The following is an 18473-nucleotide window of genomic DNA, read 5'->3' on the forward strand; positions in this document are numbered from 1 at the left end:
CTACATCGCCATGTCGCGGTCCCAGCGCTTCACCCAGTCGGCGCGGTTGTCGGCGACGAACTTCCAGTCGATGCCGAAGATGGTCGCGTTGGTCGGCGCGCCGGCCGGTACCGGCGTGTCCTTGTTGGTCGGGAGCGAATAGGTGGCGGCCGAGAGCTTGGCCTGGATCTCCGGCCCGATCATCTCGTTGATGTAGCCCGCGGCCAGTTCCGGCTGCGGCCCGCCCTTCACCAGAGCGACGCCCGACGGCATGGCGAAGATGCCTTCCTTCGGCACGGCAATCTCGACCGGCGCCCCGGCGGCCTTGCGCTCCAGCGCCACCTGCGAGATCGCGCTCGAGATCATGAAGCCTTCGCCCTGCTCCAGCAGATTGTAGGCCTGCGGCATCTGCGTGTAAGCCGTGAGCAGATTGGGCTTGATGGTGACCAGCTTCTTGAAGCCGGCGTCGATGTCCTTCTGTGCCTCGGCCATCGGCTTTCCGGTGGCGAGGAAAGCCGCCATGAACAGGTTGGCGAGGCCTTCGGTGTTCTGCAGCGACGGCAGGATGACGCGGCCCTTGTACTTGGGATCGTAGACGTCGGCCCAAGAGGTGGGCGCCACCTTCATGACCTTGGGGTTGTAGGCGATGCCCAGCCAGGGCTGGAGGTAGTTGCACCACATGCCGTCCATATGGATCGTGCCCGGCTTCAGCGCGGCGAGATTCGGGACCTTGGCGGCCGTCAGCGGATCGAGCAGGCCCTCGGCGACCGCCGGGATCATGACCGGATCGTCCATCATGACGACCGACAGGTACTGCTTGTCCTTGTTCTTCTGCATCTTCTCGAGATTGACGAGCGAGCGGGACCCCTCGAACACCACCTTGCAGGAGAATTTCTTCTCGACGACCGGGGCGATGATGGTCTCGACGAAGTTCTTGTGGCTGGCGGCCCCGCCGACCACGAGCTCCTTGCCCTGAGCGCGCAGGATACGCGGCGCGGCCAGGGCCGCCGTGGCGGCGCCGGCGGCCGCAAGGACGGTGCGGCGATTGAGGATGGCGGCCTTTGACTTGTTCATATGCAGTTCCCCCTGATCGTGACAGGGGAAGCAAGGACCGTGCCTACAAGGGCCCGTCGTCTCGGCCGGAGCCTCGAGCAGCGAGGCGGAGTGGAGAGACGACGGCTTATTCGTTACCGGCCCTTCAGCCGCGTCACTTCTTCTTCCAGTTCCTTGATGCGCTGGGCGAGCCGGTCGACCGCCGGTGCGATTTCAGCCTCGCTGTAGCGCGGCACGATGTGCTGGCGGCAATTGATGTCCCAGGCCTCGATCGTGAACGCGATCGCGCGCTGCGGCCGTGCCTTGTAGGCCGGGTCGACCAGCCGCTCCATCAGTTCCAGATCGCCCTCGACGATGCGGGCGCGGCCCCAGAGCTTCAGCCGCTGCTGCGTCGCGAAGTGCAGGATAAAGATATGGGCGCGGTCGTTTTCGCGGAGATGGCCAAGCGTGATGTACTGGTGGTTGCCCGCGAAGTCGGCGAAGGCCAGCGTGCGGGTGCCGATCGGCTTCAGGAAGCCGGGAGGTCCGCCGCGGTGCTGAATATAAGGTCGGCCGTCGGCGCTGGCCGTCGCGAGGAAGAACGTGTCGATGACGCCGAGGAATTGGCGGAGATCGTCGGTGATCTCCGTGTTCCATGTCCGGCCCTCGAACTGGGCGCGCGATCCGAGACGCGTCTGCTCCGCCTTTACCGCGGGCGAGAACATCACGTCTTCGGGATCGCTCATCCCAGCTTCTTGCCGAGCCGGCCGGCGATCTCCTGGATGAACTGCCAGGCGACGCGGCCCGAACGCGAGCCGCGCGTGATCGACCATTCGACCGCCTGCTTGCGCAGTTCGTCCTTCGGCACGTCGAGGCCGTAGAACTCGCAATAGCCCTCGATCATCGAGAAGAACGTATCCTGATCGGCATTGTGGAAGCCCAGCCACAGACCGAAGCGGTCCGACAGCGAGACCTTCTCCTCGACGGCTTCCGACGGGTTGATGGCCGTCGAGCGCTCGTTCTCGATCATGTCGCGCGGCATCAGGTGGCGCCGGTTCGAGGTGGCGTAGAAAACGACGTTCTCCGGCCGGCCCTCGATGCCGCCGTCGAGCACGGCCTTCAGCGACTTGTAGGCGGCGTCCTGCCCGTCGAACGAGAGGTCGTCGCAGAACACGATGAAGCGACGGCTGGAATCGCGGATCATGGTCAGGAGTGCGGGGAGGGACGGGATGTCCTCGCGATGGATCTCGACCAGCGCCAGGGGACCCGGCGGGCCGCCCATCTCGCGGTTCACATGGGCGTGGACCGCCTTGACGATCGAGCTCTTGCCGGCGCCGCGGGAGCCCCAGAGCAGGGCGTTGTTGGCCGGCAGGCCCTTGGCGAAGCGCCGGGTGTTCTCGACCAGCGTCTCCTTCTGGCGGTCGATGCCGACCAGGAGATCGAGGTTCACGCGGTTGACCTTGGGCACCGCCTCTAGGCGATGGCCGGTCGCGTGCCAGACATAGGCTTCGGCCCCGTTGATGTCCGTGCCGGGAGGGGTGGGGGGCGCCAGACGGTCGAGCGCTGCCGCAATGCGTGAAATAGTGGCTTTAAGGTCTTGATCCATCGTCGCCGGCCGCTGAAAAGGGGGGCGACCATATCGTCCCCCGCTTGCATTGCAAAGCGGGGCAAGACCGCTATAGTCCGCGCGCTTTTTCGACGGCCGGAAGATTCGGGAGTAGACGATGTTCATTTCGCAGGCGTGGGCGCAGGGTGCAGGTGGCGGTGGCGGGGATTTCCTCGTCCAGCTCTTCCCGCTGGTCCTCATCTTCGTCGTCTTCTACTTCCTGCTGATCCGCCCGCAGCAGGCCAAGGTGCGCGCCCAGCGCGAAATGCTGGCCGGGGTGAAGCGCGGCGACCGCGTCGTCACCGGCGGCGGCATCATCGGTCTGGTGACCAAGGTCATCTCCGACAACGAGGTCCAGGTGGAACTCGCCGAAGGCGTGCGGGTTCGCATCATCAAGCAGACCATCACGGATATCCTGACGCGCGGCGAATCGGTGCGCGGTCCGAAGGACAGCAGCGAGGAAGACGACAAGCCCATGCTGCCGCCGCCGGCCCCCGCGCCGGAGCGCAAGAGCCTGCTGGGCAGCCTGTTCGGCGGCGGCAAGAAGTAACGAGCCCGAGAGGCTAGGTCGGCATGCTCAATCTTCCGCGCTGGCAGACGATCGTCATCGCCGGCATCACGCTGTTGTCGGCGCTGTTCGCGCTGCCCAACCTGCTGCCGTCGAGCGTACTTGATCACATGCCGCACTGGTACGCGAGCAGCCGCATCAATCTCGGCCTCGACCTGCGGGGCGGTGCCCACTTCCTGCTGGAAGCCGATCTGCGCTCGGTGCTGAACGAGCGGCTGGCCAACCTGTCCGACTCGGTGCGCGCGGAAATGCGCAAGCAGCAGGTCCAGATCAAGGACGTCACGGTCGAGCCCGGCCGCGCACTGGTCATCAGCCTGCGCGACGAGGCCAACCGCGCCAAGGCGCTGGAGGCGATCCGCGCTGTCGATCCGTCGCTGGCGATTTCCGGCAATGGCGACACGATCCGCGTAGCCTATTCCGACCAGGAACTCGCGAGGCGAAAGAAGGAAGTGATCGACCAGTCGATCGAAATCCTTCGCCGCCGCGTCGACGAGACCGGCACGCTCGAGCCCACAATCACGCGCCAGGGCGACGAGCGCATCCTGCTGCAGGTCCCGGGCATCAAGGACACGACCGACCTCAAGCGCAAGATCAACCAGACCGCCAAGCTGACCTTCCATCTGGTCAACGAAGACGTGGCCGCCACCGGCCAGAACATCCCGCAGACCTTGCCGCCCACCACGTACCTGGTGCCGACGCGCGAGGGCATGCAGGAACTGCGGCGCACTAATCCCAAGGCATGGGAAGACATCCAGGCCGCCAATCCGCGCCTGTCACCCGAGCAGGTCTGCCGGCGCTACCAGCCGCAGTGCCTGCCGGTGCTGAAGCGCGTGGTCGTGGGCGGCGAGGACCTCGACGATTCGAAGGCCACCTTCGAGCAGCAGCAGGGCGGCCGGCCGATCATCAGCTTCACCTTCAACTCGGCCGGCGGTCGCGCCTTCTGCGCCGCCACGCGCGCCAACATCGGCAAGCGGCTGGCAATCCAGCTCGACGGCGAGATCATCAGCGCCCCTGTCGTGCAGAGCGCCATCTGCGGCGGCAGCGGCATCATCACGGGCAGCTTCACGACCCAGCAGACCCAGGAACAGTCGCTCCTGCTGCGCTCGGGTGCGCTGCCGGCGACGCTGACGATCATCCAGGAAAGCACCGTCGGCGCCGACCTTGGCGCGGATGCCATCCAGGCCGGTACGGTGGCGGCGCTGGTCGGCACCCTCCTGGTCGCGATCTTCATGTTCGTGGCCTACGGGCCGGTATTCGGCGGTTTCGCCAATCTCGCGATGCTGGTGAACCTGCTGATGGTGTTCGCCGGCATGTCGATCCTCGGTGCCTCGTTGACCCTGCCGGGCATCGCGGGTCTCGTGCTGACGGCCGGCCTCGCGGTCGACGCCAACGTGCTGATCTATGAACGTGTACGCGAGGAAAAGGCGCTGGGCCGCTCGCCGTTCAGCTCTCTCGCCACGGGCTACGAGAAGGCCATGTCGGCGATCATCGACGCCAACCTCACGACCCTCATCGCCGGTGTCCTTCTGTTCGGTTTTGGCTCGGGCCCGATCCGCGGCTTCGCGACGACGCTGACGCTCGGCATCATCACCTCGATGTTCAGCTCGACGATCTTCACGCGCATGCTGCTCGCGGTCTGGGTACGCTGGCGCCGCCCCACAGAACTCGTGATCTGAGGCGCAGCCATGTGGAAGCCCGTCCGCCTTTTCGCCTTCAAGAGGAAGTTCGACTTTCTGGGGCAGCGCCGCACTGCGCTGATCCTGTCGACCCTGATCAACATCGTCTCGATCGTCGGCGTCCTCACGATCGGCCTCAACTTCGGCATCGACTTCAAGGGCGGCATCGCCATCCAGGCCAAGGCCAAGGACGGCAAGGCCGAACTCGACCAGCTGCGCAACACCGTCGGTGCCCTGGGCGTCGGAGAGGTCTCGCTGCAGGAATTCGGCGATCCCAGCACGGTGCTAATCCGCGTCCAGCGCCAGGAGGGTGACAACCAGTGCGTCGCGGGCGCCCAGCGCGTGATGCAGAAGCGGGCCGGCCAGGGCTGGCTGGTCAAGCCCGGTGCCGCCGGCACGGGCGACGTCGAATTTACCTCGCCGACCGCGCTCGACGGCGCCAACTGGCGCGATGCGGTGAGCCGTGTCGGCCTGACCCTGCAGGAGCGCCAGCTTCCGCGCGGATCGACCAACACGGCGAAGGTCGACATGTCGGTCGAACAGCGCGCCGAATGGTGCCAGCAGGTCGCCATCAAGCTGGTCGAGGATGCGATCGGCACCAACTACGAGCTGCGCGGCACTGAATCGGTCGGTCCGAAGATCGGCGACGAGCTGATGCGCAGCGGCATCTGGGCGGTGATCGCCACGATGGTCGCGATTGCGATCTACGTCTGGGTGCGTTTCGAGTGGCAGTTCGCGGTCGGCGCGCTGATCGCCATGCTGCACGACGTCATCTCGACCATCGGCATCTTCGTGCTGTTCCAGCTCGACTTCAGCCTGACGGCGCTCGCCGCGGTGCTGACGATCGCCGGCTACTCGATCAACGACACCGTCGTGATCTTCGACCGCGTGCGCGAAAACATGCGCCGCTACAAGAAGATGCCGCTGCTCGATCTCCTCAACCAGAGCATCAACGAGACGCTGTCGCGCACCATGATGACCTCGGGCACCGTCTTCGTCGCCGTGGGCGCGCTGGTGCTGTTCGGCGGTCCGGTCCTGCACAGCTTCTCGATAGCCATGCTGTGGGGCGTCATCGTCGGCACCTACTCGTCGGTCTGGGTTGCCTGCGCGGGTCTCGTCTATCTAGGCCTGCGCGCCGACCAGCTTCGTCCCGCGGAGGACAAGGCGGACAAGGCCGACAAGACGGAGCAGGCCGGGGCGTGAAGCCGCCGCTCCCGGGCCCCGCCGACAAGAGCCTGCCGACGCCGGACCCGAAGCAGGTCCAGTACATCCGCAGCTACGGTCTCGGCCGCTTCCTGATCAGCGAGCGGGAATGGCAGTCGCCCGTGCTGGTGACGCCGCCTGTGACATACCCCTGGACCGTCTCGCGGGCCGAGGACTTCACGCTGGAAAGCCTGGCGCCCCTGCGCGAGGCGGCCATCCCGACGGAGCTCCTGGTGCTTGGCTGCGGAATGCGCGCCGTATTCGTGCCGCCCGACCTGCGCGCCGCGCTGAAGGCTGCCGGCATGGGGATCGAGGTCGTCGATACCGGCTCGGCCTGCCGCATCTACAACGTGCTTCTGGCCGAAGGCCGGCGCGTGGCGGCGGCGCTGATCCCGCTGTAGCGGGGAGCGAGCCGCACCAACGAAAACGGGGCCCCGCAGGGCCCCGTTTCCTTTTCCGTGTCGATTTCACTCAGATCGGCGCGTTCTGCTGCGCCACCATGCAGTAGAGCATGCCGATCGAGAACATGGTGTTGAAGCGGCTGGCGTAGAGGGCCTTGGGGGCCGCGGCAGCCTTCTCTTCGGCGGTCGCCTCGACCAGGCCCAGGATCTTCTGCTGCGCCGGCCAGATGATGAACCAGACGTTGAAGGCCATGACCAGGGCCATCCACATCCCGATGCCGATCATGACGAAGCCGGGCCGCAGGGTGAACGCCTCCACGAGGTACTTGTTCATCGTTGCGAGCAGCAGGCCGGTGATGACGGTTGCGAGGGCGGCGTAGCGGAACCACCACAGCACGGTCGGCGCGATGAACTTGGTGATGGCGGTGCGGCTTTCGACCGGCTGGATCTTCGGCATGGTGGGCACCTGCACGAAGTTCAGGTACCAGAGCAGTCCGATCCACATGATGCCGCAAATCACGTGCAGCCACCGCATGATGACCGTCGCATAGGAATGGTCGATCTTGATCGACTGTCCGGTCAACAAACCGGCGCCGACGACGATCACAATCAGGAGCACGATGCCTGCGGAAACGGTGCGCCCAAGAGAGGTAAACAAGGCACCCATGTTGAATATCCCCTTTTATCTTATTGAGGGGATTGAAGAATCCCCGATGGTCATATTGTAAGCTCAACCCTGCCTGCGTTCAACGGTCGCACCCTGTCGTTATCCCCGATGCCCGAATCCGATCCGAACAGTTACAGCGCCCCCGAGGCTTCGCACCGCTACGTGCTGGACATTGTGCGCGGTGCGGACCGCGAACGCTTCCTCGGCGCTCTGTTCGCGCCGGAGCCGCGGCGCAGCGGATTGCTGTCCCTGCTGGCGTTCGACCATGAGCTGGCGCGCACCCGCAGTGTGACCCGGGAACCGATGCTGGCCCGAATCCGGCTCGAATGGTGGCGGGAGGCAATTGCCGAAGCCGCCGGTGCCGGGAAGCCACGAGCGCAGCCCATTGTCGAATCGCTCAGTGAAACCGTGCGCCGGCATGGTCTTCAGCGCGAAGCCCTGGTCAGGCTGATCGACGCTCGCGAGGAAGAGATTGAGGGGCCGCTGGACGTGATGATGGCCGGGCACGCACTGGCCGACCTCGAACTGGCGGTGCTGGGCGTCGATGACGCCCCCTCGCGGCAGGCCGCCCATGCGATCGGCGCTGCCTGGCTGATGGGCGAGGGGCCGGAGCGCGACCAGCTCGTGGGTGACGCGCGGGCGCTTCGCCGCAAGGTCGATCCCCGGGCCCTGCCGATCCTGCTGCCGGCCGTATCTCTCGACCGGCCGATGGGGCCGCTGCGGCGACCGCTGGCCTATTGGTGGTCGGCAAGGCGCGGGCGATACTGACGGACAACCCCGGAGGAAGCGTGGCGAAGACGAAGGCCAATGGCATCGAGATCGAATACGAGACGTTCGGCAGGAAGGGCGACCCGGCCCTGCTGCTGATCATGGGCCTGGGAGCGCAACTGACGCTCTGGCCGGAATCGCTGTGCGAAGGATTGGCGAACCAGGGCTGCTTCGTCGTGCGTTTCGACAACCGCGATGTCGGCCTGTCGACGGACTTCGACACATGGGGGCTGCCCGACCTGATGGGCTCTTTTGCCAAGCTGATGAAAGGCCAGACGGTCGACGCGCCCTATCTGTTGAGCGACATGGCCGCCGACGCGATCGGGCTGCTCGACGCGCTGGACATCGATCGGGCGCACATCGTCGGCGCCTCGATGGGCGGCATGATCGCCCAGGTGATCGCCGCGACCTATCCGCAGCGCACGCGCTCGCTCGTTTCCATCATGTCGACCAGCGGCCGCATGGGCCTGCCGATGGGCAAGCCCGAGGCGGTGGCGATGCTGTCGGCGCTGCCGGAGGGACCCGCCCGCGAGCAGCTCGTCGCACACGGTATCAAGCTGCGGAACGTGATCGGAAGCCCGGGCTTTCCGACCGATCCTGCAACGATGCGCACGCTGGTCGAGCGCAACATCGACCGCCGCTATTACCCGCCGGGCGCCGCGCGGCAGTATCTCGCGATCATGGCCTCCGGCCCGCGCGTCGATCTCCTGAAGACGGTCAAGGTGCCGACGCTGGTGCTGCACGGCGACGACGATCCGCTTCTGCCGGTCGAGTGCGGCCGCGACGTGGCGGCCCTCGTGCCCGGTGCGAAGATCGAGACCTTCCCCGGCTGGGGGCACGATGTCCCCGAGCAGATGGTGCCGAAGCTGGTCGGCAGCATCTCCGGTTTCTGCAAGTCTGCCTGAGGAAACATTCCCATGAAGTTCGGCATCTTCTACGAGCATCAGCTTCCGAGGCCCTGGGGCGAGAAGAGCGAGTACCAGCTCCTGCAGGATTCGCTGACCCAGATCGAGCTCGCCGACCGGCTGGGCTACGACTACGCCTGGGAGGTCGAACATCACTTCCTCGAGGAGTATTCCCACTCCTCCGCGCCGGAAGTGTTCCTCGGCGCCGCGAGCCAGCGCACCAAGCGCATCCGGCTGGGCCATGGCGTCATCCAGCTCACCACCAACAACCCCCATCGCGTGGCCGAGAAGGTCTCGACGCTCGATCTGCTGTCCGGTGGCAGGGTCGAGCTCGGGATGGGCGAGGCGGCGGGGCCGGCCGAGCTGCATCCGTTCAACATCCGCGTGCGCGACAAGCGCGAGCGCTGGGAAGAGGCCGTGAAGGCCATCGTCCCGATGTTCTCGAAGGAGAGCTGGGAGTTCCACGGGGAGTATTACGACTTCCCGGCGCGCAACGTGATCCCCAAGCCATTCCAGAAGCCGCATCCGCCGCTCTGGGTCGCCTGCTCGAACATCCAGACCATCGGCAAGGCCGGCGAGTGGGGCATGGGCGCGCTGGGCTTCACCTTCGTGACGCCCGAGGCCGCCCGCGCCTGGGTGCACAAGTACTACAACAACCTGCTCAACAACTCGAAGAAGCTCGCCGACTATCCCAGCAATCCCAACGTCGCGATGGTGTCGGGCTTCATGTGCGCCCCCACCGACGAGGAGGCCGAGGCCAAGGCCGCCGGCTGGACCTTCTTCATCTTCGCGCTCTCCTACTATGGCCGCAAAGGCGTCGATGCGCCGGGTACCTCCAACCTGTGGGACGAGTACCAGGCGTGGCGCGGCGGGCCGGAGGAGAAGAAGGCGCTCGATTCGGGCCTGATCGGCTCGCCCGAGACGATCCGCAAGAAACTGCGCCAGTTCCAGGCGAGCCGCGTCGATCAGGTGATCCTGCTGAACCAGGCCGGCAAGACCAGCCACGAGGACATCTGCTCGTCGCTCGACCTCTTCGCGCGCGAAGTGATGCCGGAGTTCCATGCGGCGGAGACCGAGCATCTCGCCTGGAAGCGGAAGGTACTCGACCGCGAGATCGTGCTCGAGGATCTGGACGTCGCCAAGTACGACATCTTCAGCCACCAGAACGAACACATCGTCCGCCTCACGCCAGAGCAGCTGAAGCAGAAAATGGCCGAGAAGGAAGCGGCGGCCAAACGCGCGTCGGCCTGACGCGCGCCCTACCGGGCCGGCGGCACCTGCGTGCGGTACCAGTCGAGGATCTCGGCGCCGGTCCACATCACGACGCCCTCATGGCCTAGGATGTAGTCGTAGAGCATCTCGAGATACTTGATCCGATGCGGCACGCCCGTGAGATAGGGGTGGATCGAGATCGCCATCACGCGCGGCGCCGTCTCGCCGTCGAGGTAGAGCCGGTCGAACTGGTCGCGGCCGCGCCGGAAGATCTCGTCCGACGGCTGCTGCTGCACGGCACTGATGACGACGTCGTTGATCTCGACCGTATAGGGGACCGAGACGATCTCGCCATGCGCGGTCTTCAAAGGAAGCGGCTGCTCGTCCATGACCCAGTCGGCGACGTATTCGATGCCGGCTTCCGCCAGCAGGTCGAGCGTTTCGTCGGTCTCGGTGAGCCCCGGGCTTTCCCAGCCACGCGGCGGCTTGCCGGTGAAGTCCTTGATGGCGCGGATCGTATCGGCAATGGCGCTCTTCTGGTCCTCGACCCGGTGCATCGGCTTCTGCACCCAGCCATGGCCCATGAAGTCCCACCCGGCGTCGTGCGCCGCCTGGCAGGCCTCGCGATAGAGTTCGCAGGCCGTGCCGTTCACGGCGAAGGTCGCCTTGAGCTTGCGCGCGCTCAACGTCTCCAGGAACCGCCAGAAGCCCACGCGCATCCCGTATTCGTGCCACGCCCAGTTTGGCACGTCGGGCAGCAGCGGCTGGCCCATCGGCGGCGGCAGCACGGTGCGCGGCATCGCCCCTGCCGGACTCCAGTTCTCGACGTTCACGATCGTCCACACGGCGACGCGCGCATTGCCCGGCAGGACGAGTTTGGGCCGCTTGTGGATCGGCAGGTACGGCGCGCGGCCGCGGACGCTGTCTCCGGTTTCGCGCGCCATGCCCACTTACGCCTTGTTCGGGTTGATCAGGAACTTCTCGCCGGTCGCGCGCTTGGAGTAGGCGGTGAGGTTCTGGAGGTCGAGCGCCTCCTGCAGCGAGATCGTCTTGGTGTAGTGGCTGGCGAAGGTCGTCTTGAGTGAATTCACCACCCGCTCGCGCAGGCGCGTCTGGTCGGGACGGCCGATCTTCTGCAGGAACGGCGTCAGCAGCCAGCCGCCCACGCCCCAGGCCATGCCGTAGTTGCGCGTGAGTTCGACGGGGGCGGTATTGAGGCTGCCATAGACATAGACCTGCTTGTGCACGGAGGAGCCGTAGCGATTGTAGGTCGTCGCGGTCTTGTTGATGGCGATTTCCATCGCCGTGAGGATCTGGCTCGTGAGCTTGCCGCCGCCGATCGCATCGAAGGCGATGGTGGCGCCGGTCTCGACCAGCGCCTGCACCAGATCGTCGGTGAAGCTTGCCGCACTCGAATCGACGACATGCTTCGCGCCGATGCCCTTCAGCAGCCTGGCCTGCTCGGGGCTGCGCACGATGTTGACGAGACCGATCCCGTCCTCGTTGCAGATCTTGTTCAGCATCTGGCCGAGGTTGGAGGCGGCGGCGGTGTGCACCAGCGCCTTGTGGCCCTCGCGCTTCATCGTCTCGGTCATGCCGAGCGCCGTCAGCGGATTGACGAACCACGAGGCGCCCTCGGCCGCCGTCGTGCCGGGAGGCAGCGGCTGGCAGTCGCGGGCGTTCAGCACCCGGTATTGGGCATACATCGAGCCGCCGACCATCGAGACCAGCTTGCCCTTCAGCGCCTGCGCAGCCTCCGACGAGCCCGCCTTGATCACCGTGCCGGCGCCCTCGTTGCCGACGGGAAGCGATTCGCCAAGCCGTGTCGCCAGGAACGGAAGCGCCGCTGCGGAAACCGGCGCCGTCACCTTGATGGCGTCTCCGCTGCCGCTCGACGTGGCCTTGCCGAGATCGGCCGGTCCGGTGAGCAGGCCGAGGTCTGACGGATTGATCGGAGTCGCCTCGACCTTGACCACGACCTGGTCGGGGCCAGGTTCCGGAACGTCGACCTTCGCCAGCGACAATTCGAGAGTGCCGTCCTTGCTGATCAGGGAGCGAAGCTGCAGTCCCGAGATCTTGGTGGCGTCGCTCATCGTTCATCTCCCATTGCTGATTTGATTCCCAGCATAGCATGGCGGGACAGCAAAGAAGTCCTTCGCGAGCCTGTACTGCAAAAGGAGGGGCGGGCGCTCGGCTTCTGCAGGGCAGTATCTCAGAGAACCGCAGAAGCGTTTTCGCCGCGCTCGTAGACCACGTGGGCCCGCCCGACCAGCAGGGGATCGAGCGCGCCAATCTTCTTCGGGTCCTTGCCGTCGTAGGGAAGCCGGTGCAGCAGGTAGCGCATCGCGTTCAGCCGCGCGCGTTTTTTGCAGTCCGACTTTATGACCGTCCAGGGCGCGTCGGCCGTGTCGGTGTGCTGAAACATCGCTTCCTTCGCCTTGGTGTAATCTTCCCACTTGTCGAGGGACGCCAGATCGATGGGCGACAGTTTCCAGTGCTTGAGCGGATGAACCTGTCTTTCCTTGAAGCGTCTTCTCTGCTCCTCGCGGCTCACCGAGAACCAGAACTTGATCAGATGCAGTCCGCTGCGCGTCAGGTTCCGCTCGAACTCGGGCGCCTGGCGCATGAACTCCTTGTATTCCTCGTCGGTGCAGAACCCCATCACCCTTTCGACACCGGCCCGATTGTACCAGGAGCGGTCGAAGAGAACGATTTCACCGGCGGTCGGCAGCTCCTGCACATAGCGCTGGAAATACCATTGCCCGCGCTCCATTTCCGAGGGCTTCTCCAGGGCCACGACCCGTGCGCCGCGCGGATTGAGATGCTCCATGAATCGCTTGATCGCACCGCCCTTGCCGGCGGCGTCGCGGCCCTCGAAGAGAATGACGACCTTCTGCTTTTGCTCCTTGGTCCAATTCTGGAGCTTCAGCAGTTCCACCTGCAGCCCGTACTTGGCTTTCTCGTAGCTCCTGCGGAGCATGAGATTGCGATAGGGATAGCCGCCCTGCCGCCAGTCATCCGCCAGCTCCTCGTCCGGATGGGGGCCTGCGATAGCCTGCTCGGCCTCGGAACTTTGAAGGGCGCGCTTCAGGGCGATGGCGTCGTCGGGTGATGCTCCTGCCATGATCGCCTGAAGGGCTTCGGCCAACTCGTGCTTTCGGTCCGGAACCATCAGTCCGAGGATGTCGCGCACCGCGATTTCCTTCGAGTCCTCCGCAGCCTCGACGGCTTCTTTCTCGACCGACTTCTGGATCGAGCGGGCCGATTGCGATCGCGCCGTTTCGCCGAGTCTGACGGAACGCCGGGTGTTCGCGCGCGTGCTACTCTTCTTCTTCATGCCTGCGACCCTGGATGCGTGCTTCGAACTGATTCCGTATTTCAGTTGAGGACCGGACGCCAGATCCCGGAATGATCCAGATCAAGCCGGGAGATCGCGCCGCTTCATGTGCGGTGCGCTGCTAGGCTCTCCGGATCAGATAGGTATCCATGATCCATCCGTGTTCCCGCCGTGCCTCGCTGCGCCGGCGGTGGATCTCGTCGACGACCTCGTCCAGTTTGCCGGCGATCAGGATTTCGTCGGGTGTGCCGAGATAGGCTCCCCAGTAGATTTCCATGTTGGCGCCCGCGAAGCGCCGGTAGGTATCCTCGCCATCGAGCAGGACCACGGCGCTGTCGACGCCATTGGGGAGGCCATCCGCCAGTCTGCGGCCGGTGGTGACCAGCACGGGTTCTGCGATGCGGTTCAGCGGTATTCCGTGTCGTGCGGCGAGGGCCTGGATCGCCGTGATGCCCGGGATCACCTCGAGGGCGATCTGGCCGTTGCCTGTCGCTGAGATGGCCTCGAGATTGCGGATCGTGCTGTCGTAGAGCATGGGGTCGCCCCACACCAGAATGCCGGCCGTCTCGCCATCCTTCATGTCCGCGATCATCTGCTCGAACACCGCCTGCTTGGCGGCGTTCAATTCGTCCACGCTGGCGCGGTAATCAGACGGTCGCGTATCGCGCGGCGGGCTTGGTGCCTCGACGAAACGGTGGGGATGACCGGGTGCGATGTGGCGGCGGCAAATTTCCTCGCGCAGCGCGCGCAGCTTCGCCTTGGCCGGCCCCTTGTCCATGAGGAAGAAGACGTCGGCGCGGTTCAGCGCCTTGACGGCCTGGACGGTCAGGTAGTCCGGGTCGCCGGCCCCGATGCCGATGATGAGGATCGTCTTCACGCTCTGCCTCGTTTGCGCCGCCTTGTGCCGGAGTTTAGCCGGTCCAGGCACGTCGAGTCGTCGAGAAGGCGAGCACGGCCGAGAACGCCACGATGCCCAATGCCACGCAGGTATAGAGGCCCGAGACGCCCCAGCCAAAATGGTCGAGGGCGAGCAGGCTTCCGCCGCCCGCAATGGTGATGCGGGTGATGTTGGCGCCGACCGGCCAGATCATTTCGCCGGTGCCCTGCGAGGCGAAATAGAGCGCCATGGCCAGGCCGAAGAAACCGTAGGCCGGGCCGACTATGCTGAGATAGTGACGGCCTGAGGCCAGCGCGCCGGGATTGGTGGTGAAGAGGCCGAGCCACAGGTCGGGCCAGACGGCGACGATCACGCCGATCGTCGCCGCGACGGCGCCGGCCATCAGGGCCCCGGTCCAGGCCATGCGCTGGGCGCGGGCATATTGCTTCGCGCCGATGTTCGTGCCGACGAGGGCGGTAAGGGCCGCACCGATCCCGAAGCTGATCGGGATCAGCATGTATTCCAGCCGCGAGCCGATGCCGTAGCCGGCGATGGCGGCGTCGCCTTCGCGGCCGATCAGGCCGGTGACGACCAGCACCGTGCCGTTGGTCAGGATGACCACGAGACACGCGATCAGGCCGACCTTCAGGATGTCGCGAAAGGCCCGCCAGCGAAATCCGTCGACCGGCCAGCGCAGCCGCAGGGGCGCCTTGGGGCCGATCAGCTTCGACAGCATCCAGAGCGCGGCGAGGGCAAAGGCGATCACGGCCGCGATGGCCGGGCCGCGGATGCCGAAAGCGGGCAATCCGAACCAACCCAGGGTCAGCGCACCGGTGAGCGGGATCTGGATGGCCGCCGTCGCCACCAGGGCTAGGCCGGGCGTCTTCATGTCGCCGGTGCCGCGCAGGACCGAGGCCATGGAATTGGCGACCCAGTGGGCGACGCAGCCGGTGAAGAGGATGGTGGCGAAGGCCTCGGCGCGGTCGAGCGCGGCGCCGCTGCCACCCAGGGCGCCGTAGATCTGGCGGCCGAAGCCCACGAACACAATGGCGAACAGCACCGCCATGCCGAGCGCTATGGCCAGGGCATGCGCCGCGGCGGCCTCGGCCCCCGCCTTGTTGCCCGAGCCCAGAGCACGCGCCACGGAGGAGGAGATGCCGCCGCCCATGGCGCCGGCCGACATCATGCCGAGGGTCATCTGGGTCGGGAACACCAGCGCGAGGGCAGCGAGGTCGATCACGCCCAGCTGGCCTATGAAATAGCCGTCGGCAATGCTGACGAGGCTCTGCATGGCCACGTTCAGCACGTTCGGGGTCGCGAGGGTGAGGATGGTGGGCACGATCGGCCCGGCCAGCATCATCTGCCGGCGTTCTGCGGGTGTCATTGCAGGCTAAGTAGCACGCGCCGCGCCACGTGCTCGCGAGCTTATCTCATGGGCTGGGGAGTTTTGTCAGCGTCCCGCGCGCTGCGAAACGACGGCCTCGGCGAGCTGGTCGATCGTCACGATGTTGGCGGCAACGTTCATGGGAATGGTGACGTCGAACCGGTCCTCTAGCTCCATGATCACATCCATGATCGTGAGCGAATCGACGGTCAGTCCCTTGGAGATGGCGGTCTGCGGGGTGATCGGCTTGCTGCCGACATTGTACGGAGCCAGAAGATTGAAGATCTCGTGCATCACGTCGAACTGCAGCGAGGGCGCGGTGGCGGTGTGGGCGGGGACGACCAGTTCCTGAACGGCCTGCATGTTTCGCTCCGTCGAGAGGAGGGGATGAGGCATTTCACTCCGCCGGCGTCCGCCTGTGAAATAACGTTTGGTTACCCCCTGTTGCGGGACGTTACGGAATGTTTCCGCCGTTCAGGCTGCGTGAACGATGTTGAGGCGGCGCCGGGCTTCGTCGATCGGCATTTCGACGTAGGGCCAATAGTCCCATTTGTCGGAGAGATCGGTGTTCACGAGGGCGCCACGCTCGATCGCGGCAAACATCCGCTCGGCGGCGCCCGGTTCGCCCAGCACACCGACGGTCGTGTAACCCTCGGCGGTCGGCCGAGCATTGAAACCGGCACTGAAGATCAGCACGGCGAACAGGATCAGGTAGAAGGGCCGCGTCTGCTTGAAGCCTGCGGTGAACGAGGCGACCTGCAGTTCGCCCGCCGGATCGGTGCCGTAGCCGCCCAGTACATGGCAGAAATCGTGATAGAGGCCAGCCTCGGGGAAGCCGAACCGCTCACCCGGCATGCCGAACCTGTTGGACTGGAAATACTCCCACATCGACCGGCCCAGCGTTCCGGCCGGCATTTTCTCCCAGGCACGATAGCGGCCAGCGAGTTCTCTGTCCTCGATCAGGCCGCGCATCCCCAGCACGCTCTTGGCCAGCGCCAGGACGCCGTGCTGGTCGAGCTGATTCTTCAGGATGTCGCCGACCTGGCTGCGGCGCAGCAGGTCGAGCTTGAAAAGCGTCGTGTGATGCTCGGCGAGCCGCCGCTGGTTGGCGAGTTCCGGCGTGGCGATGCCCAGCGCTTCCGCAAAGGCCTCGACCCTGCCGACGGTTTCGCGCGAGGGCACGCCGTCCGCCAGGGCCAGCACCAGCAGCCCCTGGACGAACTGGTGGCGGAGGTCGACCGACGGGAAGCCTGCGGCCAGTTCGGCGGGCGTGATCGGCTGCAGCGTGCCGATGTCTGCGTCGATGCGAAGGATCACCCGCCGCGCCGCGTCCATCAGCGCGAGTTGTGCCTTTCCCGGGCCGCCCGAGGCCGATGCCACCGTCTTCATGGCGCGCAGCCCGAGAAGAGCGGCGGCGGGCTCCGGCTGCATCAGGCGCATGATCGTCCCTGTTTCACTCCGCCGCGAGAGGTGTCGGCTTCAGCCACTCGTCGAAGTCGCGAAGCGCCCGCACCGCCATCGCCTGCTTGCGCTCCTTGCCCTTGAAGCTGCCGTCGATGGGCGGGAACAGGCCGAAGTTGATGTTCATCGGCTGGAAGGTCGTGGCGTCGGCGCCGCCGGTAATGTGGCCGAGCAATGCGCCCATCGCCGTCGTCGGCGGCGGAGCGGCCTGCGCGCGGCCCAGTCTTTCTGCCGCCGCAAACCGTCCGGTCATCAGTCCGACGGCCGCGCTCTCGACATAGCCTTCGCAGCCGGTGATCTGGCCGGCGAAGCGCAGCCGCGGCATGGCCTTGAGGCGGAGCGTGCCGTCGAGCAGGCGTGGGCTATTGAGGAAGGTGTTGCGGTGCAGGCCGCCCAGCCTCGCGAACTCCGCGTTCTGCAGGCCGGGGATGGTTCGGAAGATGCGCGTCTGCTCTCCGTGCTTCAGCTTGGTCTGGAAGCCCACGATGTTCCACAAGGTGCCGAGCGCATTGTCCTGACGCAGTTGCACCACCGCCCAGGGGCGATGCCCGGTGCGGGGATCGCGGAGGCCGACGGGCTTCATCGGCCCGAAGCGCAGGCTCTGCGGTCCCGTGGATGCGATGACCTCGATCGGCTGGCAGCCCTGGAAGTAGGGCGTGTTGTGCTCCCACTCTTTGAACTCGGTCTTCTCGCCTGCGAGCAGCGCGGCGACGAACGCGTCGTACTGCGGCTTGTCCATCGGACAGTTGAAGTAATCGGCGCCGTCGCTGCCCTCGACATTGCCGGGACCGACCTTGTCGTAGCGCGACTGCTTCCAGGCGATCGACTGGTCGATGCTCTCGTGATGGACGATCGGCGCGATGGCGTCGAAGAAGGCGAGCGAGTCCTCGCCGGTCAGTTTGGCGATCGCCTCGGCCAGTGCGGGCGAGGTGAGCGGACCGGTCGCCACGATGACGCTGTCCCAGTCCTCGGGCGGCAGACCCGCGACTTCCTCGCGCTCCAGCGTCACCAGCGGATGGGCGAGCAGGGTCTCCTGCACCGCGGCCGAGAAACCGTGGCGGTCGACCGCCAGTGCGCCACCGGCCGGCAGCTTGTGCGCGTCGGCCGAGCGCATGATCAGCGAGCCGGCGCGGCGCATCTCTTCGTGGATCACGCCGACGGCGTTGTTCGCTGCATCGTCGGAGCGGAAGGAGTTGGAGCAGACCAGTTCGGCGAGACTGTCGGTGAGATGGGCCTCGGTGCCGCGCACCGGCCGCATCTCGTGCAGCACCACCGGCACGCCCGCCTGGGCGAGTTGCCACGCAGCCTCGCTGCCCGCGAGACCGCCGCCGACGATGTGTACGGGCTTGGTGCTTGACGCCATGCTCTCCGACCTGAAACCGTGCGCCTCCCTTACA

General features: G+C 65.9%; 19 protein-coding genes. 7 read left to right on the forward strand and 12 right to left on the reverse strand.

Translation table 11 applies throughout. From position 1 onward, the window contains the following. The 3 genes from KQ910_RS20810 to KQ910_RS20820 all read right to left on the reverse strand — a co-directional run bounded on the left by KQ910_RS20810 (position 1) and on the right by KQ910_RS20820 (position 2617). On the reverse strand, positions 1-1053 hold the full coding sequence (locus tag KQ910_RS20810) for an ABC transporter substrate-binding protein (RefSeq protein WP_216964853.1): 1053 nt from the start codon (positions 1051-1053) through the stop codon (positions 1-3). A gap of 113 nt (positions 1054-1166) precedes the next feature. After that, positions 1167-1757 (reverse strand): pyridoxamine 5'-phosphate oxidase family protein, encoded by a 591-nt coding sequence (locus tag KQ910_RS20815; protein WP_216964855.1) that lies wholly within the window; start codon positions 1755-1757, stop codon positions 1167-1169. Next, positions 1754-2617 carry an ATP-binding protein gene (locus KQ910_RS20820; RefSeq protein ID WP_216964857.1) on the reverse strand — a complete coding sequence of 288 codons (864 nt, stop codon included), beginning with the start codon at positions 2615-2617 and terminating at the stop codon, positions 1754-1756. Before KQ910_RS20820 ends, KQ910_RS20815 begins: the two co-directional genes overlap by 4 nt. 118 nt (positions 2618-2735) lie before the next feature. Between KQ910_RS20820 and yajC the strand changes: the two genes are divergently transcribed. The 4 genes from yajC to KQ910_RS20840 are packed head-to-tail and all read left to right on the forward strand — an operon-like array spanning position 2736 to position 6465. After that, entirely contained in the window at positions 2736-3167 is a 432-nt protein-coding gene (gene yajC / locus KQ910_RS20825) for a preprotein translocase subunit YajC (RefSeq protein ID WP_216964859.1), read from the forward strand. 23 nt (positions 3168-3190) lie between these two features. After that, positions 3191-4861, forward strand: a complete 1671-nt coding sequence (secD, locus tag KQ910_RS20830; RefSeq protein WP_216964861.1) for a protein translocase subunit SecD — start codon at positions 3191-3193, stop codon at positions 4859-4861. 9 nt (positions 4862-4870) lie between these two features. Further along, positions 4871-6064, forward strand: a complete 1194-nt coding sequence (secF, locus tag KQ910_RS20835; RefSeq protein WP_216964863.1) for a protein translocase subunit SecF — start codon at positions 4871-4873, stop codon at positions 6062-6064. Continuing rightward, the gene (locus KQ910_RS20840) at positions 6061-6465 is read left to right on the forward strand and encodes an Mth938-like domain-containing protein (protein WP_216964865.1); all 405 of its coding nucleotides are present in this window, start codon (positions 6061-6063) and stop codon (positions 6463-6465) included. Before secF ends, KQ910_RS20840 begins: the two co-directional genes overlap by 4 nt. A gap of 70 nt (positions 6466-6535) precedes the next feature. Here the strand turns inward: KQ910_RS20840 and KQ910_RS20845 are convergent, their stop codons facing one another. Continuing rightward, a complete protein-coding gene (locus KQ910_RS20845; protein WP_216964867.1) occupies positions 6536-7132 on the reverse strand; it encodes a urate hydroxylase PuuD in 597 nt (198 codons plus the stop codon). 108 nt (positions 7133-7240) lie between these two features. Here KQ910_RS20845 and KQ910_RS20850 point away from each other — a divergent pair, with 108 nt between their 5' ends. From KQ910_RS20850 to KQ910_RS20860, 3 genes are read left to right on the forward strand one after another with little or no spacing between them, the layout of a single operon-like run. After that, on the forward strand, positions 7241-7900 hold the full coding sequence (locus KQ910_RS20850; protein WP_216964869.1) for a squalene/phytoene synthase family protein: 660 nt from the start codon (positions 7241-7243) through the stop codon (positions 7898-7900). Positions 7901-7920: 20 nt separating this feature from the next. Next, positions 7921-8805, forward strand: a complete 885-nt coding sequence (locus tag KQ910_RS20855; RefSeq protein WP_216964871.1) for an alpha/beta fold hydrolase — start codon at positions 7921-7923, stop codon at positions 8803-8805. Between the two features lie 12 nt (positions 8806-8817). Beyond that, positions 8818-10056, forward strand: a complete 1239-nt coding sequence (locus KQ910_RS20860; RefSeq protein ID WP_216964873.1) for an LLM class flavin-dependent oxidoreductase — start codon at positions 8818-8820, stop codon at positions 10054-10056. Positions 10057-10064: 8 nt separating this feature from the next. Here KQ910_RS20860 and KQ910_RS20865 read toward each other — a convergent pair whose 3' ends face one another. The 8 genes from KQ910_RS20865 to trmFO form a co-directional block, all read right to left on the reverse strand. Beyond that, positions 10065-10961, reverse strand: a complete 897-nt coding sequence (locus KQ910_RS20865; protein ID WP_216964875.1) for a polysaccharide deacetylase family protein — start codon at positions 10959-10961, stop codon at positions 10065-10067. Between the two features lie 6 nt (positions 10962-10967). Continuing rightward, positions 10968-12110 (reverse strand): zinc-binding dehydrogenase, encoded by a 1143-nt coding sequence (locus KQ910_RS20870; protein ID WP_216964877.1) that lies wholly within the window; start codon positions 12108-12110, stop codon positions 10968-10970. 119 nt (positions 12111-12229) lie between these two features. Beyond that, on the reverse strand, positions 12230-13354 hold the full coding sequence (gene ppk2 / locus KQ910_RS20875; protein ID WP_216964879.1) for a polyphosphate kinase 2: 1125 nt from the start codon (positions 13352-13354) through the stop codon (positions 12230-12232). A gap of 121 nt (positions 13355-13475) precedes the next feature. Then, positions 13476-14231 (reverse strand): precorrin-6A synthase (deacetylating), encoded by a 756-nt coding sequence (cobF, locus tag KQ910_RS20880; protein WP_216964880.1) that lies wholly within the window; start codon positions 14229-14231, stop codon positions 13476-13478. A 34-nt stretch (positions 14232-14265) separates the two neighbouring features. Then, on the reverse strand, positions 14266-15615 hold the full coding sequence (locus KQ910_RS20885) for an MATE family efflux transporter (RefSeq protein ID WP_216964881.1): 1350 nt from the start codon (positions 15613-15615) through the stop codon (positions 14266-14268). A gap of 66 nt (positions 15616-15681) precedes the next feature. Beyond that, positions 15682-15978 carry an acyl carrier protein gene (locus KQ910_RS20890; protein ID WP_216964882.1) on the reverse strand — a complete coding sequence of 99 codons (297 nt, stop codon included), beginning with the start codon at positions 15976-15978 and terminating at the stop codon, positions 15682-15684. 111 nt (positions 15979-16089) lie between these two features. Next, on the reverse strand, positions 16090-17055 hold the full coding sequence (locus KQ910_RS20895; RefSeq protein WP_216964883.1) for a hypothetical protein: 966 nt from the start codon (positions 17053-17055) through the stop codon (positions 16090-16092). 13 nt (positions 17056-17068) lie between these two features. Then, positions 17069-18439 (reverse strand): methylenetetrahydrofolate--tRNA-(uracil(54)-C(5))-methyltransferase (FADH(2)-oxidizing) TrmFO, encoded by a 1371-nt coding sequence (gene trmFO, locus KQ910_RS20900; RefSeq protein WP_216964884.1) that lies wholly within the window; start codon positions 18437-18439, stop codon positions 17069-17071. Positions 18440-18473: the final 34 nt, after the last annotated feature.

It is taken from the genome of Reyranella humidisoli, from assembly GCF_019039055.1.
GTDB lineage: Bacteria > Pseudomonadota > Alphaproteobacteria > Reyranellales > Reyranellaceae > Reyranella > Reyranella humidisoli.